Annotated in this window: 20 protein-coding genes; 1 reads left to right on the forward strand and 19 read right to left on the reverse strand. The window is 45.2% G+C overall.

Annotation, left to right across the window (positions count from 1 at the left end; all coding sequences use genetic code 11):
• Positions 1-10: 10 nt before the first annotated feature.
• The 16 genes from folD to MKY99_RS21915 form a co-directional block, all read right to left on the reverse strand.
• A complete protein-coding gene (folD, locus tag MKY99_RS21840) occupies positions 11-868 on the reverse strand; it encodes a bifunctional methylenetetrahydrofolate dehydrogenase/methenyltetrahydrofolate cyclohydrolase FolD (RefSeq protein ID WP_042129810.1) in 858 nt (285 codons plus the stop codon).
• Between the two features lie 144 nt (positions 869-1012).
• A complete protein-coding gene (gene nusB / locus MKY99_RS21845) occupies positions 1013-1465 on the reverse strand; it encodes a transcription antitermination factor NusB (protein ID WP_042190451.1) in 453 nt (150 codons plus the stop codon).
• Between the two features lie 298 nt (positions 1466-1763).
• Positions 1764-1997 carry a DUF2273 domain-containing protein gene (locus tag MKY99_RS21850; RefSeq protein ID WP_042190453.1) on the reverse strand — a complete coding sequence of 78 codons (234 nt, stop codon included), beginning with the start codon at positions 1995-1997 and terminating at the stop codon, positions 1764-1766.
• 15 nt (positions 1998-2012) lie between these two features.
• Positions 2013-2552, reverse strand: coding sequence for an alkaline shock response membrane anchor protein AmaP (gene amaP, locus MKY99_RS21855; RefSeq protein ID WP_042129814.1), 540 nt, complete (start codon positions 2550-2552; stop codon positions 2013-2015).
• Between the two features lie 74 nt (positions 2553-2626).
• The gene (locus tag MKY99_RS21860) at positions 2627-3043 is read right to left on the reverse strand and encodes an Asp23/Gls24 family envelope stress response protein (RefSeq protein WP_042132343.1); all 417 of its coding nucleotides are present in this window, start codon (positions 3041-3043) and stop codon (positions 2627-2629) included.
• Between the two features lie 114 nt (positions 3044-3157).
• Positions 3158-4501 carry an acetyl-CoA carboxylase biotin carboxylase subunit gene (gene accC / locus MKY99_RS21865; protein ID WP_042190455.1) on the reverse strand — a complete coding sequence of 448 codons (1344 nt, stop codon included), beginning with the start codon at positions 4499-4501 and terminating at the stop codon, positions 3158-3160.
• Between the two features lie 54 nt (positions 4502-4555).
• Positions 4556-5065 (reverse strand): acetyl-CoA carboxylase biotin carboxyl carrier protein, encoded by a 510-nt coding sequence (gene accB, locus MKY99_RS21870; RefSeq protein ID WP_149646747.1) that lies wholly within the window; start codon positions 5063-5065, stop codon positions 4556-4558.
• 147 nt (positions 5066-5212) lie between these two features.
• Positions 5213-6133 (reverse strand): SpoIIIAH-like family protein, encoded by a 921-nt coding sequence (locus MKY99_RS21875; protein ID WP_339266308.1) that lies wholly within the window; start codon positions 6131-6133, stop codon positions 5213-5215.
• A gap of 67 nt (positions 6134-6200) precedes the next feature.
• On the reverse strand, positions 6201-6842 hold the full coding sequence (gene spoIIIAG, locus MKY99_RS21880) for a stage III sporulation protein AG (protein ID WP_042190462.1): 642 nt from the start codon (positions 6840-6842) through the stop codon (positions 6201-6203).
• 40 nt (positions 6843-6882) lie between these two features.
• Entirely contained in the window at positions 6883-7644 is a 762-nt protein-coding gene (spoIIIAF, locus tag MKY99_RS21885; RefSeq protein ID WP_339266310.1) for a stage III sporulation protein AF, read from the reverse strand.
• A gap of 104 nt (positions 7645-7748) precedes the next feature.
• Positions 7749-8990, reverse strand: coding sequence for a stage III sporulation protein AE (spoIIIAE, locus tag MKY99_RS21890; protein ID WP_339266312.1), 1242 nt, complete (start codon positions 8988-8990; stop codon positions 7749-7751).
• Positions 8991-9032: 42 nt separating this feature from the next.
• Positions 9033-9422, reverse strand: a complete 390-nt coding sequence (spoIIIAD, locus tag MKY99_RS21895) for a stage III sporulation protein AD (protein WP_042129828.1) — start codon at positions 9420-9422, stop codon at positions 9033-9035.
• A gap of 7 nt (positions 9423-9429) precedes the next feature.
• Complete coding sequence (gene spoIIIAC / locus MKY99_RS21900) at positions 9430-9633, reverse strand: stage III sporulation protein AC (protein WP_036682849.1); 204 nt, start codon at positions 9631-9633, stop codon at positions 9430-9432.
• Positions 9634-9646: 13 nt separating this feature from the next.
• Positions 9647-10165 carry a stage III sporulation protein SpoIIIAB gene (spoIIIAB, locus tag MKY99_RS21905; RefSeq protein ID WP_076284477.1) on the reverse strand — a complete coding sequence of 173 codons (519 nt, stop codon included), beginning with the start codon at positions 10163-10165 and terminating at the stop codon, positions 9647-9649.
• Positions 10158-11159, reverse strand: a complete 1002-nt coding sequence (gene spoIIIAA / locus MKY99_RS21910; RefSeq protein WP_339266316.1) for a stage III sporulation protein AA — start codon at positions 11157-11159, stop codon at positions 10158-10160. Before spoIIIAA ends, spoIIIAB begins: the two co-directional genes overlap by 8 nt.
• A gap of 82 nt (positions 11160-11241) precedes the next feature.
• A complete protein-coding gene (locus MKY99_RS21915) occupies positions 11242-11484 on the reverse strand; it encodes a YqhV family protein (protein WP_036683194.1) in 243 nt (80 codons plus the stop codon).
• 323 nt (positions 11485-11807) lie between these two features.
• On the opposite strand from MKY99_RS21915, the gene MKY99_RS21920 reads away from it, so the two are divergent.
• Complete coding sequence (locus MKY99_RS21920) at positions 11808-12674, forward strand: YitT family protein (protein WP_081382878.1); 867 nt, start codon at positions 11808-11810, stop codon at positions 12672-12674.
• 97 nt (positions 12675-12771) lie between these two features.
• Here the strand turns inward: MKY99_RS21920 and MKY99_RS21925 are convergent, their stop codons facing one another.
• The 3 genes from MKY99_RS21925 to MKY99_RS21935 form a co-directional block, all read right to left on the reverse strand.
• Complete coding sequence (locus MKY99_RS21925; RefSeq protein WP_339266319.1) at positions 12772-14532, reverse strand: extracellular solute-binding protein; 1761 nt, start codon at positions 14530-14532, stop codon at positions 12772-12774.
• A 133-nt stretch (positions 14533-14665) separates the two neighbouring features.
• Entirely contained in the window at positions 14666-15544 is an 879-nt protein-coding gene (locus tag MKY99_RS21930) for a carbohydrate ABC transporter permease (protein WP_283908428.1), read from the reverse strand.
• A gap of 11 nt (positions 15545-15555) precedes the next feature.
• Complete coding sequence (locus MKY99_RS21935; RefSeq protein ID WP_339271741.1) at positions 15556-16488, reverse strand: ABC transporter permease subunit; 933 nt, start codon at positions 16486-16488, stop codon at positions 15556-15558.
• Between the last annotated feature and the right edge of the window lie 96 nt (positions 16489-16584).

The following is a 16584-nucleotide window of genomic DNA, read 5'->3' on the forward strand; positions in this document are numbered from 1 at the left end:
ATTCCTACCCCTATTCCAAGCCGTGACGGCGTTTAGCCGCAATCAGCGTATTGCTCATCAGCATTGTAATCGTCATCGGTCCAACCCCACCCGGAACAGGTGTGATGTATCCGGCAACTTCTTTTGCACTATCATAATCAACGTCACCCGCAAGCTTACCGTTATCCAGACGGTTCATACCCACATCAATGACAACAGCACCCGGCTTCACGTACGAAGCGTCAATGAAATTCGCGCGTCCGATCGCAACAACCAGAATATCTGCTTGACGACTAATCTCTTGCATATTTGCTGTACGGGAATGGCACATCGTCACAGTAGCATTCTCACGTTGCAATAACAAAGACACTGGCTTACCTACAATATTACTGCGGCCAATGACCACAGCATGTTTACCAGCCATTCCTGTTCCTGTACGTTTGATTAGTTCAATTACACCTGCAGGTGTACAAGGAAGCAGACTGTCAGCACCAATCACTAGGTTACCTACATTTACAGGGTGGAAGCCGTCAACGTCTTTCTCCACGGAGATCGCATCAATAACAGCTTTTTCCTCAATATGCTTAGGCAATGGAAGTTGAACTAGAATCCCATCAATATCATCGCGTCCATTAAGCTGCGCTACGAGAGCCAGCAATTCTTCTTGTGTAGTAGACTCATCCAGTTTATGCACTTCCGAATGGAAACCAAGGCTGATACAAGATTTTTCCTTGTTGCGAACATAAACTTGTGATCCTGGATCTTCACCTACTAGAATTACTGCCAGACCGGGCTTCACGCCACGTTTCGCCAGTTCAGCAACCTCCTGGGCAATACCAATACGAATTTCCTCAGATACTTGTTTACCACTGATGATTGCTGCTGTCATGATAGTCTCTCCCCTTTTATATACTTTACTATTGTACAAGCATAAACGCCTTCGGCGTCCTTACGTGGACGGTAAGCGTTTATGCGAGAAATATAAAACATAAAGAATAGGTGAATAACTTATACTTGCTTATATTTTTTAAAATTAAGAATGGTCAGCTTTAATTGTATCTATCTCTTGGATCATCTTACCAAGCACACCGTTTACAAACTTACCGGAATCATCCGTTCCAAAATGCTTGGCCAAATCTATAGCCTCATTCACAGCAACCTTAGCCGGAACATCATTCGCGAACACCATTTCATACGCCGCAAGACGTAAAATTTGACGATCCACACGTGACAGACGGCTCATTTGCCAGCCTTTCAAGTAATGCTCAAGCATATCGTCAATTGCAACCTTGTGCTCCCACACACCGTTTACATGCTCCACCACATAGTGCTTAAGCTGAATTTCGTCCGTAATTACTCGCTCGGTTTCATTCTCCTCTGAAGCTTCCTCCAGCAGCATTTCTACAGCTTCCGCGCTCTCTACATCGTTCATTTCCATCTGATACAGGCTTTGGACAATAATCTCTCTCGCTATACGTCTTTTCATGTGTTCCTCCTAAAATCTTATATCGCATTAACATCTTTACTCAAACTTCTATAACGTCGGGCAACCATAAATATAACTTCACACCTCAAGTGTGATAATAATTCAGACTTTAATGACATCGCCTATAATTATTTTAAGCCCAAATCCTTCGAATTCTATCCCTAATCCTTAGAGGATTATTGTCCGATGTCCGTTAAAGATATCTTTCACAATTAAAAAAACCGCAAAGTCTTTCTTCCAGGGGCATTGGACAACACAAACTTACGGCTTCCTGCTCCGGGAAAAAGACTATCGCGGTTCACTTGAAGGGACGCCAGCGTCCGGATAGACGCGTAATCAGCTCCTGCCACTGAAACAGGGGAGCCTCTGCGTTATCCTTTCTTTTGCCGAACGTATATCCGATGAACACTACCAGTGCAAAGAACAACATATCCCAAAAACCGCAAATTAAATATATCAAACCTAGACCAATGCCGAAAGTCACTCCGGCGATTCTACCCCCGTGACTTTCCCATACTTCTTTCCAAGACATAAGGGAAATTCACCTCTATTCCACTCGACTTTTGAAGCTTGGAGACTGCGTGAGGTTAGCAATGTATACAGACACATCAGCAACCGGAATACCGGTTGTCTCCTGCACAAAATCATGCACCTGACGTTGCACTTCTGTAGTTAGTAGCGGCAATGAATGTTCACCATCCACTACTGCGCGAATTGTAATTTCAAGGCCCGCCTGAGAAACGCGAATACGCGATTTGAGATCTCTGATTCCCTTCACTTTACCGGCAGCCTTCAGACTCAGATTCTCAATGGTCTCCACTGAAATCTGGATATCCCCATACTCTGTACGCTGATCAACAGAAGGTAAAGAAGCGCGATCACGACGCAAAGAGATGTAGAAAAATCGGATGCTCAGAAGGAACAAGACAACTGCTACTACAATTGCAGTAATATAAGCTGCTGGTCCATTCTCAATCTCCAAAGTTTTAGGAATAGCACCGCTCAAGAGGAGGATGGCAATAACAGATAATATTCCGATACTTAAGCTGTAGACAAACAGCAAAAGTCTGTCCAAAATTTTTGCCACGAGTCTCATAACCTCCTTAAATTAGAGTAAACCCTCGACTTTACTGTCGGGGGTTTATGGAAGAACGACGACTGTTATTTCACGCGAAGAACCGTTTCAGCTTCCTCGTTCTTGTCTACAGTGTTGTTGTTCTTGAATTGTACATCATGAATATGCACATTCACTTCCACAACAGTCAGACCAGTCATAGTCTCGATGGAACGCTTAACATTACGCTGAATTTCAGCAGCCACTTCAGGAAGACGGTTACCATATTCAATGATTACAGAAACATCCACTGCAGCTTCGCGTTGTCCAACCTCTACTTTAACTCCTTTAGACAAGTTCTTACGTCCGAGAAGCTCAACAATACCACCGGCGAAACCACCGCTCATGCCAGCTACACCTTTAACCTCAACGGTCGCTAAACCTGCGATCACCTCGATCACTTCAGGAGCAATCTGGATCTCACCGATTTCTGTCCGTTCGTATTCTGTCGGCAATGTACTCATTTTAGACTTCACACCTTTCAACAAAGATTCTCATAAATTCAAGCGTAAAGCACGTCTCTTATTAAACATACTATATCATTTGACGAACTTTATGACAAACAAAGCGAAGTCGTCCTAAATTTCATACTCTTCCAGAAACTTGATGTCAAAATTACCATCCAGAAATACAGGATGCTCCAACAGTTTCTGATGGAAAGGGATCGTAGTATGGATTCCCTCCACGGCAAATTCAGCCAAGGCGCGCTTCATCTTTGCAATCGCTTCCTGACGTGTGGGTGCCCATACAATCAGCTTTGCAATCATAGAATCATAGAAAGGGGAAATCGTATAACCAGGGTACGCCGCACTGTCTACACGAACACCGAGACCTCCAGGCGGCAAATAAAAGCCGATTTTACCTGGTGAAGGCATAAAATTACGTTCTGGATCTTCCGCATTGATACGGCATTCAATCGACCAGCCATTAATCACGATATCTTCCTGTGTAAATGACAAAGGATTTCCTTCTGCAACCGAAATCATTTCCTTGATCAAATCCACACCCGTAACCATTTCCGTTACCGGATGCTCTACCTGAATACGAGTATTCATCTCCATGAAGTAGAACTGTCCATCCGGTCCAAGCAAGAATTCAAGCGTTCCCGCTCCCGAATAATTCACAGCGAGTGCTGCACGAACTGCTGCATTCCCCATCGCTTCACGGATATCCGGTGTAAGTACAGAACAAGGTGCCTCTTCAATCAGCTTTTGGCGACGACGCTGTACGGAACAGTCGCGTTCACCTAAATGCACTACATTACCATGCTTATCTGCAATAATTTGAATTTCTACGTGCTTCATACCTGTAAGGTACTTTTCCAAATATACACCAGCGTTGCCGAACGCCTTCTGCGCTTCCTGTTGTGCAGCAGTAATCTGCTTCACCAATGATTCCTCGTCCTCAGCAATCCGAATGCCCTTACCCCCGCCACCTGCGGTAGCCTTAATGATAATCGGGTATCCGATATCACGACCCAGCATGACGGCTTCCTCAACATCACCTACAAGGCCATCTGAGCCCGGGATGATCGGAACTCCAGCCAGCTTCATGGTTTCCTTCGCCACAGCTTTATCACCCATACGGTTGATTGCATCTGGAGATGGCCCAATGAAGATAATATTGCAAGATTCACAAATTTCTGCAAAATCTGCATTCTCAGCTAAAAATCCATAACCAGGATGGATGGCATCACATTCTGTTAAGGTGGCTACACTCATAATATTTGTAAAGTTCAGATAGCTGTCCTTGGACGGCATCGGACCGATGCAGTAAGCTTCATCAGCCAACCGGACATGCAGTGAATCCCGGTCGGGTTCCGAATAGACCGCGACGGTGGAAATGCCCAGTTCTCGGCAGGCCCTAATAATGCGGACCGCGATTTCGCCGCGGTTGGCAATCAACACTTTTTGAATGTTCATGCGTTTCCTCCCAAAGTTTTGCGAAGCTTCCGCTCCATAAGTAATCTGCGGTATTTATTCCGGTTTAACCAAGAATAGTGGTTGACCGTATTCTACAAGCTGACCATTCTCGGCCAGTACGGACACGATTTCACCTTTAATCTCCGCTTCCAGCTCATTCATCAGCTTCATCGCTTCGATAATGCATACCGTTGTTTTCTCACCAACACGGTCTCCAACATTAACGAACGATGGCATTTCCGGAGAAGCGGCACTATAAAATGTTCCCACCATTGGAGATACAATTTTATGTAGTTTGCCTTCTGCGACGGCTTGTGGCTGCTGCGCTGGAGGAACCTCACTGATTACTGGATAGGACACTTGCTGCACGCTCTGCGGCTGCGGGGCAGGCGTAAAGGGATAGGCATTATAAGGAGTCGCCAGTACTGCTGTTCCATCAGCTTCAGGGCGATCCGGTTTGCGAATTGCAAGCTTCATTCCTTCGCTTTCGATCTCCAACTCATGTACAGAGGAGGTCTGGTCCAGCAATTTAATTAATTCCTTAATTTCGCTCAACTTGAACATACATTAGTTCACTCCTTCAGCTTTCTCTCGAAGCCACTTCTTAAGCGGACAAGATAACTTTATGTATTATATCATAAACGCTAGAAATGGAAAGAGCCCGGGAGAACCCGAGCTCTTTCGTCATTTTTCCTATAATTTCACGTCTTATTATTTCTCGGAAACGTATTGAACACTAACTTTATCCTGAGACACACTCAGTTCCTTCATTACGAGATCAACGATGCTAACCGCTTGTTTTACATCCAGCTTGTCACTCAGTACGACTACTTTATAGCTGTCCCCAGCTTCTTCCTTCACGATGGCTTCCCCATATTTTTGTTGAAGCTGTTCTTCGATGCCCGTAATTTTAGATTCTTTTTCTTCAAGGTTAAGGAGCTGTTCTTGAGCAACTGCGTTATCAGCAGGCGTCTTCTCCATATCGTTAATCAAAGCGAGTAAGTCTTGTTGGCTCTTTAGATTCTTTTGCTCACGTTCATACAGGTAGTTAGTGAACATGCTGCTCGCCGATACACTTTGTGAAGCTACTTCATCCAGGATTTCTTTATCATTCTTAGCAGGGGTTTTGGATGTTGTAGTAGCCGCTGTATCCTTAGCTGCCGTATCCTTAGTTGCTGTATCCTTAGCTGCTGTGTCCTTAGCTACTGTGTCCTTAGCTGCCGTGTCAGAAGTTTTACTGGAGTCTTTTGCAGCAGTGTCCGTCGAAGCTTTCTCAGAGTTACCGCTGTCTGCTGCAGCTTTACTGCTATCATCCTTAACCGCTGTAGTTGCACTGTCATCAGTAGTTGCAGTAGCTACACTATCGTCAGTGGCTGTAGCGTTATCTACAACGCCTCCATCAGCAACAACATCTCCTTGATTGACCACTTCGTTCACAACGATACCTTTGTCGCCAACCGTTGGTAATGCTGCGTTTGCTGTATCTTTTTTCAAGGAGTCTACCTGCATAGTTCCTGCTGTGTCTTTTGGAACCGATGCACCGGAATCTTCAGTAAATAAATAGTATGCCGAGAGTACAACCATCAAACTGAGCATAGAAACCAACCATATTGTTTGTCTTTTGCCGTTCATTCTTAATTCCTCCTAAAATTTAATCTAGTGGCTGCTTCGGAAGCACTCACTTCTTGACTTTCTCCTGCTACTCTTGTTTGCGTGGTACTACTGAAATGCGCTGAATTGGGACATTCAAGCCTTTTTCGATAGCCTGCTCGATAAGTCCACGAACGACTTTGTTCTCTGCACCTTTGGCAACTACCAGTACGCCGCGTACCTGAGGCTTAATCCGCTTCGTCACAATAGGTGTTTCATCACCCGATTGCGAGTAGGTTACGATTTCGCCATCCCTCGTATATTGTGTCGTGTGACGTTTTCCACCACTGGCATCCGTCTCCTCACTAAGCTGCTGGGAGTCGTTCATATTTCGCACCACGACAATTTCTTCCGTGGATTCCACAGTGACCATGATATCAACGGTACCGACACCAACGATTTTTTCCAAAATCTCCTTCGTCCGGTTCTCCAGTGTCTGTTCAATACTCTCGAACGAGTTAGTAGCTCCAGGATCACTCTGTACCAGCGCCGTTTGGGAGGACTGATTCAGCGGTGGCTCACGCCCCGTATTCTCGTTATCAATCTTCTTCACATTGACGAAGGAATTAAACAGCATAATTGCTGCGCCCAGCAGACCCAGAATGATTAGCCAGCGAAAAGTATGACTTCTCTTCGGACTGCCAGCCCCACCCCCAGCCCATTGCTCCAGCTTTTTCAGCCAATTGCCCACTCCTATCCCTCCTAACATTGATAGTTTAGAAGCTACAGACTCATAACTTGACGTTATTCACAACGCCGCCATCCACTTGGATTACTTCGGGATCCAAATCCCATTTTTGTTCCAACAGCTTTACGATGGACTCCGTTTCACTTGAAGTCGTGTTATTTTCTGTTACATTTCCGTTCACTGCTTTGGGCTCATCTGCAGAAGCTGATCCATTCTCTGGATTCGTACCGATCTTTACTTCTACAGGCTCTACAGGAGCGATTGCAATCGGCGGAGCAGCGGCTGCGCTGGAATTACCGGAAGCCCCTATGGAATTAGCTGTTGCTTGGGACATTGAGACCTTCACTGCAGAAATGACAGGGATATCTTCATTACCGGAGCCGCCGGATTTCCCCATGCCGAGCGTTACAGTGACATTAACCCCGCGTTTGCCGGTCTCGCTGATGATCTGCTCCCTCATTTGCTCAGCAACCTCTTCTGCGGCCAGCTTTAGGCTTTGATCCTGTCGCCCTTGTGCAAGCTTTTGACCATCTGCCAGAATCTTTTCCAAAGAGGGATCTCCACTTCCCCCTCCTGTGAATAAGCCTCCCTCTTTCTCCTGACGCCCCATGGCTATACTCAGCTCGGCTATTGCGTCACCTTTAAGGAGAGAAACGATCGGGCTAAGCATGGTAAGTAAGATCAGGAGGCTCAGCACCAGCCTTGCATAACGCTCCATGGATTTGCTTGGGAGCAGTAATTCAACGAATGATGCTAGCAGCACGACAAGTATGATCTCTCGTAGCCAATCGCCCAACCAGCTCATCGTTTCCCTCCTAAAAGTTTTGTTAGCATAGCCTTCAGAGAATTTCTTCGTACAAAACTAGCTTCGTAAGCACCCGCTAAGTTTTGTTAGCATAGCCATCAAGCTCACCTCATCATGACGGTTAAATTGCCAGCGGTTAGCATGATCGTGACAGCCATAAAAAACATTAACGATACAGCTGCCAAAGCAGCGAATACGTACACCATGCTTTTTCCGATCGTCTGGAGGCAGACCACAATCGGCGTCTCTCCTAATGGCTGCATTACAGCAGCAGCTACATTGTAGATCAGAGCAAGCACCAGAATTTTGATCGCCGGAAAAGCGCAAAGGAACAAAATGATGATCACTCCGGATAGCCCAATAGCGTTCTTCACCAGGAGTGAAGCTGAGATCACTGTGTCTGTTGCATCTGCGAACATTTTTCCGATGACCGGAACAAAGTTGCCTGTAATATATTTAGCGGCCCGGATCGTAACACCATCTGTCACTGAACTCGTAATTCCCCTGACTGAAATCACACCGAGGAACACAGTGAGCAGTACTCCTAGTAATCCGGCTCCGATATTTCTTAGCAGATTCGCCAACTGGGTCAGCTTGTATTTCTCCGACAATGCACTTACGAGATGCAGCACCGCCGAGAAGAATAATAGTGGAAAGACAATGGTGTGGATCAGTGTGCCAACGGTATGAATCATAAAAACAATTAGTGGATGTGTGACCGAGACGGTAACAATGTTCCCCATGGAAGCTAGTAACGCGAACAGTAGCGGAATCATGGCCATCATAAAATCAATCATCCGGTCGATAGCATCCTTCGCATAACCTATAGCGATATTGAAGCTGTTCACGGCAATAACGAGCACTACCATATAACAGAGCGTATAAGCCACCTTGCTGACCGTTTTTCGCTCAAAAGCGGTTTGCAGCGTCTCCAGTATCATGCTGAGCACACTGACCATGACAATCGTGACCAGCAGCCTTCCGTTGTACAGCACCTCATGCCACATAAATCCAAGAAGCCCGGATAATACACCTTGTAAGCTGAGTCCCTTATCCCCTGGAAGCAGCATGTCCATAAGTGATGGTGTTGCCCCGTCTGGAAAAAAACCTCCGTAATCCTTCATCAGTTGATCCCAGTACGACTCCACCTTATCTGTTGGCAGATTGTTCACCTGACCCTTGACCCACTGGTCTACTGGGGAGGCGTTCCCCGATCCAGGTGCTGGAGTTGCTGGAGAAGCTATGGCCACCTGAGCTGTACCTGCAAACCATAGAATGAAGAAGCATGGGAGCAGCAGCAGTATTATTTTTAATTTTGGAGGACGAAAAACACTGCACTTTTGCATAACTTCTCCTCCCTAATCGTTGCTTAGCTTCCTTCAATTGCTTTAAGCAGGTAGCAGCTTCATGACCGTTTCAATAATGATGCTGATAATGGGTACAGCTAGTACCATAATGAGGACTTTTCCGGCGAGCTCTATTTTGGAAGCAATCGATTCCTGCCCTGCATCACGCACAATCTGTGCTCCAAATTCAGCGATATATGAAATTCCGATGATTTTGAACACGGTCTTCAAATAGATCATTTCCATCCCCGATGACTCTGCCACCCGCTCCAGTGTGGAAAGTATCATTCCAATCTTGCCGATTAGAAACAGGAAGATCAGAATCCCTGTGGCAGTAGCGAGGAGAAAGGCAAACATCGGTTTTTGTTCCTTCAGCACGAGAATCAATATGGTCGATATCAGCCCTATTCCAACAACTTGAATGATCTCCATAGCACGCCTATTGAAAAAGAAAGATCGTTTTTATTTCCTGCAACAGTCCGTCCAGCATTCGAATAACCATAAATAGCACAACGACGAACCCGATTACGGTAACCCAATGTGCGAAATCTTCTTTTCCCATCTGTTTAAGCACCGTGTGTATCATGGCGATAATTATGCCAATGCCGGCAATTTGAAAAATCGCATTGACTTCAATATTCATTCCTGGCACCTCGCTAAAAGATCAAAATGACGATCAATGCTCCAAGCAGCAGACCCAGGCTTTTACTCAATTTTTCATATTTGCCTTGATCCTCTCTGGCCACCGACTCCTCCTGCTTCAATTGCTGCAATGCTAACGCGATATGAGTGCTCTGATTGGACCTATCGCTTGTACCGAGAGTACAACTGAGCTGGCGGAGAATCTCTTTTTCTGTCCCCTTCAATGCGGTAGACTTCCAATGCGAGTCCATAGCCCTCTGAATGGCATCCTGGGCACTTCGATCAAGGGGTGGGCTCATCTCCTCAGCTGTTTTAATAAACAACGTTTTGAGCGGTTCCTTAGACTGAATCCCAATACGCCGCATAGCTTCAGGCAATGGGGTAAAGCCGTACATAATTTCTGTTTCCAGCCGCTGTAGCGCTGCTATCAAGCCTCTGATATGTCTTGGCCTGTCTGCATATTGTTTTGCAAATTGGAGCCCTGCTAGCGTACCAGCCAGCACAATCAGAACGGCACCGAATAGCTTAAGCATGTAAATCACCACCTAATCGATCCCCGGGTGAGATAAGAAGTAATCCGCGTTTCTGTCCGTCCAGAACACGAAAGGAGAGCCCTGCTTCTGAGCGATGCAGAATGACGTATCTTTCGAACATCTTTTGTTCCAATAGCCCGCCAAGCCCGGGCCTACGAGCCAGTTCTATTACTTCTTTACCGTGAGCCGAAGCAACGACTGATATTCCAGCATGCAGCGCTTCGGTGACTGCTTCAGCGTCTTCTGGACGACCAATCTCATCAGCGATCAATACATCCGGTGACAAGGAACGAATCATCATCATCATGCCTTCAGCTTTGGGACAGCCGTCGAGGATATCTGTGCGCGGACCAACATCAAAGGCGGGAATCCCGCGTCTGCTTCCGGCAATTTCAGAACGTTCATCGACAATCCCCACCTTCATACCGGGTCTTCCGCCTTCACGTTTCCCCAAATCTCCTAAGGAGATTTGTCTTGCGATATCGCGAAGAAGTGTTGTCTTCCCGTGCTGTGGAGGCGAGAGGATCAAGGTGTGCATCATTCGCTGCCTCCCCTTGTCCAGCAGATAAGGTAGCACTTTATCCGCGACTCCGGGAACCTCACGGGCTATGCGAACATTGAAGCTTGTAATATCGCGTAGATGCTCCACACCACCACCACTCAGCACCGTCCGACCAGCAAGTCCTATTCGATGGCCGCCAGGAATCGTAATAAATCCCTTTCTCAGCTCTTCTTCCATCGTATATAGTGAATGGTTGCTGATCAGATCTAGCAGTCTATGAGTGTCCTCCCGATCCGGCCTATAGGCTTCTTCCGGCCTTTGCGTTACGCTGCCATTTGCTCTAAGAAAGTGATATTTACCTGAATAGTTAATCTCCAGCGGACGACCTTCACGGACCCGAATCTCTTCCACCATTCCAAGTAGCGGAAGGGGAAGGCACTTTAATAGTGCTCTTACTTTTTCAGGAAACAATTGCAACCAATCATCTGCCATACAAAGTACCCCCAAGTTGTCCTCTATCTAATTGCTTTATTCCATATTTATGCTTGTACGCGCTCAATATGCCTATCATCTATCATTTTTTTAGAATCCCGATTAAGAGAAAGGCTACACCGCAACCGACCCAGCCCAGTTTGCTCCAGGACAACTGCTGAGCCATCCCTGTAAGTCCGATCGCTGTCGTCAATATCAAGATCGTCGGGCCTACCAAAGCTAGTCCAGAATTGACTGCAAGCGCCTTGTCTACCTGATTCAACCGCAGCATAATCAGTGCAGCTATAATCTCCGCACTACCCGAGAACAGCCGAAGAGTCGCCATCCAGCTTACATACTTGTCCAATCCACTCCACTCCTAACTTTTACTATTTCACACAGAATGATATTCAGGGCTTGTTTGTCCTTCTCTTATCCATGGATATGCGATAATTACTCACTTTAGACAAGGAGAAATGACAGAATTGCAAGTCCAACTGTGAAAGAGTTCATAGTACACACCTATATAAATAAATATAATCAGTACGATAAAATTATTTTTTACGAACACTTCCATCTGTGGTATCCTTGTTAATTGGAAATATAGTGGGTTTATATTTTCAAAAAGAGCAGACTATAAAGACATAAGAAAAAGAGGGGATTTGTGTCATGCAAGTTCGAAGTTACGGGTTACCGCAAAACATGCGGACCGTAGTCAGACCACTCAAGGAAGTAGCTATCATTATTTTTTCAGCCTTTTTAATTGCAAGCGGGATGCGATTGTTTCTAATTCCTCATCAGCTTCTGAGCGGTGGGGTAGCAGGGGTGGCTTCGGTCGTCGGTTATTTAACGGATCCGAAGTACATTTCTAAACTTTATTTTGTAATAAACCTTCCTTTAATTGTCTGGGGATTTATTGCAGTGGGGAAAAAGTACATCTTACTAAGCTTGCTTTCCGTCGTGGCCACCACCTGGTTCATTACCATTATTCCTGAGGTGCAAATGACCAAGGACCCCATTCTTGCAAGTATTTTCGGCGGAGTAATTATTGCTGGGGGCGTTGGGTTTTCTCTCCGTACTGGGGGCTCTTCTGGGGGATTTGATATATTAGGCTCGATTATTTCACGTAAACGGGATATTCCCATGGGGAATATCATGTTCTTAATGGATGGATTAGTTATTCTGAGTTTAGGCTTCTTTAAAAGCTGGGATTCCGCCTTATACGCTATGCTCTGTATTTTTGTAAAGAGTAGAGTAGTCGATATGATCCATATTCGCCATGTGAAGCTGACCTGCTTTATCGTTACCAAAGAACGGGAGATGATGTTAACCCGTCTAAGAGAGTTACCTCATGGCATCACTGTCGTCAATGCAGAGGGTGGATACAGTCATGAGGGAAATACCATGCTAATGACTGTAACGACTCGGTATGAACTTGCAAATCTGCGGAGAACTATTCTTGAGGCAGACCCAAGCTCCTTCGTCAACGTTGTGGAGACTGTAGAGATTCAGGGCCGGTTCAAACGATTAGGATAAATTCAGGGACCTACCTCCCTTGCTGTTATATAAATGAAAAGGAACGCTGCATTCAAATCTGCAGCGTTCCTTTTCATTTATTAGTGATGCTATTTGCTTATTTTTTACTAGCGGAAATATACCAGTCATTCACTTCCTTAGTAATTTCATCGCCGCCGGATTTCTTCCAGTTGGCCACCATCGTATCGAACTCTTCGATAGGGGATTGACCGTAAATGATCTTGGAGTACGTTTGAAGTACCAATTTCTTTAATAGCTCATTTTTGGATTTCATGGTTTCAGTCAGAGGTCCCTGGAAGTAATTCTTCATACGAATATCCTTTTGCTCCAAGACGATCTTCATGGCTTCAATATTCTCCGGTTTACGAACCGCAGCTGTAGCGATCTCGTACGGTGTTTCAGGCGTACCACCGTTTGCCAGTTTGTTCATCGTCTCTGCGTACAATCCCGGCTCACGGGCACCGTCAAAGGTAAGAGAGTAGTAGATCGGTTCAACTAAATGTGTCCGGTCGCCATAGCCAGGGAATAGATCCGGATATTTCGCCGGGTCTTTAACTACAGTACCATCTGCTTGCTTGGCATAGTCATAACCTTCAGCAAAGCCATTTTCGAAAATGCCACCTTTTTGTGGATTCGCCCAGTTATCGAATAAGAAGTTATAATAACGCAGCAGTGCTTCTTGATGCTTCGAATCTTTATTGATCAGCATCCATCCGTTAACAGACGGGTTACCACTTTGTGTACCAATTTTGCCATCAGGACCGGCAGGAATTGCATAAGCTTTGTATTTTGCACCAGGTACGTTGTTCAGCAGATCACCAAACGGCCAGTCTGGAAGCCAGTTGCGGCCTACAATTGCACCCGCTTGACCTTTAGTGAATTGTTCGTAACCACCATTTTCATCGACAAGACCTGCATCTTTAGTGATATAGCCTTTTTCCATCCATGTCTTCAGTGTAGACAGTGCTTGCTTCGCACCTGGATCGATCGAGCCATAGCTCAGCGTACCATCTGCACCTTTGTTCCATTGTTCTGGCATGGTGCCGAAATCACCGAACAACCAGCTGATATCAGCGATCCAGTTCAAGTAAGTATTTTTAAAACCGGTTGCGAGACCAAGAGTGTCTTTCTTACCGTTGCCATCAGGATCTTTGTTTACAAAAGCGTCCATGATGTTCTCAAAATCAGCAAGTGTCTTAGGAGCCTGCAGACCCAGCTTATCCATCCAATCTTGACGCAGCCAGAGAACCATGTCGTCATTATAAGCGTAATCCAGAACCGGAAGCGCCATAACTTTGCCATCGCGTGTTACTGGTAACAAGGTATCCGGATTCAGCTCCATACCCTTCTTGTATACATCGCCAGCATACTTGTCGATCAAGCCACCAACATCTGTGAACTGTCCGGAGTCAATCAGCATATTGACCGTTTCCATATCGCCGCGGTAAGTAATCACGTCCGGCATTTTATCACCTGAAGACAACATAAGTCTAATCTTCGTCTGATAGGCTTGGTTGGTGTCGGTGACAACCCAATCATATTTCACATCAATGCCCAGATTATCTTTCATATAAGTGTTAAGAACGTTGTTCTCCATACTCTCGCCGGTTTTATAGTAATAGTTATTACCGATGGCCTTAACCGTCGTAAGTGTGATTGGCTCAACATATTTGCTGCCATCCCAACCGGTTTCGTCAACATTACTTTTTGGCTGTGCTGCATTATCAGTAGTGCTGTTTTCTTTCTTTGTCGCATCGTTTGAAGCTGCCGGACTGTTGTTATTATTACTTGAGCAAGCCGCCAGACTTAGCGCCATTACCGAAGCCAGTAATATGTTGCTTATCCGTTTGTATTGCATTTTCTTCTTTTCCCCCTAGATCGTATTGAGAGAGCGCTTCCCCCTGCTCTACATATCAAACTATAATTCTCGATGAAAAATTTGGAAATACCCGATATTTGGTGCTGATACTAATTTTTTTATCTTTTTACTATTACTCTTTAATCGCTCCTAATACTATCCCCTTCACGAAAAACCGCTGTAGGAATGGATAAATCAACAGTACTGGCAACATGCCTATGAAAATCTGTGCAGCTTTCACTGTCCGCTGAGAGATATTCAGCAGATCACGAGGATTCGCTGTCAACTTACTGAAGTCCTGCGATACAATAACCGTCTGTAGAAATGTGGCAAGCGGATAGTTACGGTAATTATTTATATATAGTAAACCATCAAACCATGCATTCCAGCTACCGACAACTGAGAACAACGACAATGTGGCAATGGAAGCCATAGCCAATGGGAGATACACACGGAACAGTACGGTAAAGTGTCCTGCTCCATCAATCAACGCAGCCTCCTCCAGCTCTTTTGGCGTCGCCTTGAAGAAATTCATGAGCAGAATCATATTAAATACTTGCACTGCACCCGGTAACACAAGCGCCCAGATCGTGTCCATCATGTGTAAATTCCGCACGACCATATATAAAGGGATCATCCCGCCTGTGAACAGCATCGTGAAGACAAAATACCAAGCGTAGATGTTACGGCTTTTGAGTACTGACGAATCCTTCGATAAGGAATAAGCAGCAAGGGTAATCACGCTCATCGTCATAAATGTGCCAAGAATCGTCCGACCCACTGAAATAAAAAATGCCCGTAAGAAATTGGGATTGTTCAAGGTTTTGGTGTAGGATTCGATATTAAAATCGACTGGCCAAAGTCCGACCAGATGAGCATTAGCCGGTGCGCTTGCACTGAAGCTAATCGCTAAAATATGAATAATCGGCAGGATACAGAGCAGTCCAGCTATGACAAGAATGCAATAGTTAAGTATTGTGAACAACTGGTATCCTCTTGTTTTGTAATACATCCCTGAACCTCCTAGAATATTTTATAGTCAGCCAATTTATAGGCCACTCTGTAACCAACCACTATGAGTAAAAAACCAACCAATGATTTAAACACGCCAACAGCAGTAGCAAAGCTATACTGGCCATTTAAGATACCGGTTCGGTACACAAACGTATCAATGATATCGCCTTTATCGTATACAAGCGGGTTATACATATTAAAGATTTGGTCAAAACCAGCGTTAAGTATATTACCAATAGCCAAAGTAGCAACGACAATGATGATAGGTACCAGCGACGGAATCGTTACGCTTAAAGTTTGTCTCCAACGGTTCGCGCCATCTACCTCAGCTGCTTCATATAGCGACGGATTCACACCCGCTAACGCTGCCAAATAGACGATCGTACCATACCCAAATTGTTGCCACACATCGGTCACCACTACGATAAAACGGAACCAGTTGCCGCTGGCTAGAAATAGGATAGGCTCAATGCCAAACCAATTCTGTAATACGGAATTAATCATCCCGTCAGCGGATAACATATCCGTCAAGATGCCTCCGAGAAATACCCAAGAGATGAAATAAGGTAAGTATACGAGCGTTTGCACCGTTCTTTTGACCGAATTTCGCCGGACTTCATTCAACAGAAGCGCAAATGTAAACGGCACGATGACATTCAATATAATTTTCAAACCAGCGATCAGAACGGTATTAACAATAACTTTCTTACTGTCCGGGTATTCAAACATAAAGCGAAAATGTTCAAGTCCAACCCACTTTGATCCCCATATTCCGTCATAAGGCTTGAAGTCTTTGAAAGCGATCACAAGTCCCCCAAGTGGCAAATAACCGAAGATGAACTGTAGCACAACAGCAGGTATCAACATTACATGCAGTGGCCATGTTCGTTTTAGGAATCCTTTCAGCCAGGGCCGCGAGACCAGTGTGCCTTTTACATTCATCTTTTTTGCTGTTTCCATCCCCATAATCCTCTCTACCATCATTTTTTAGGATTGACATCTGCAACATCATCCTGCAATAGTAAGTATACAATCGCC

This window comes from Paenibacillus sp. FSL R5-0470, from assembly GCF_037975205.1.
In the GTDB taxonomy this organism is placed as follows: Bacteria; Bacillota; Bacilli; order Paenibacillales; family Paenibacillaceae; genus Paenibacillus_AQ.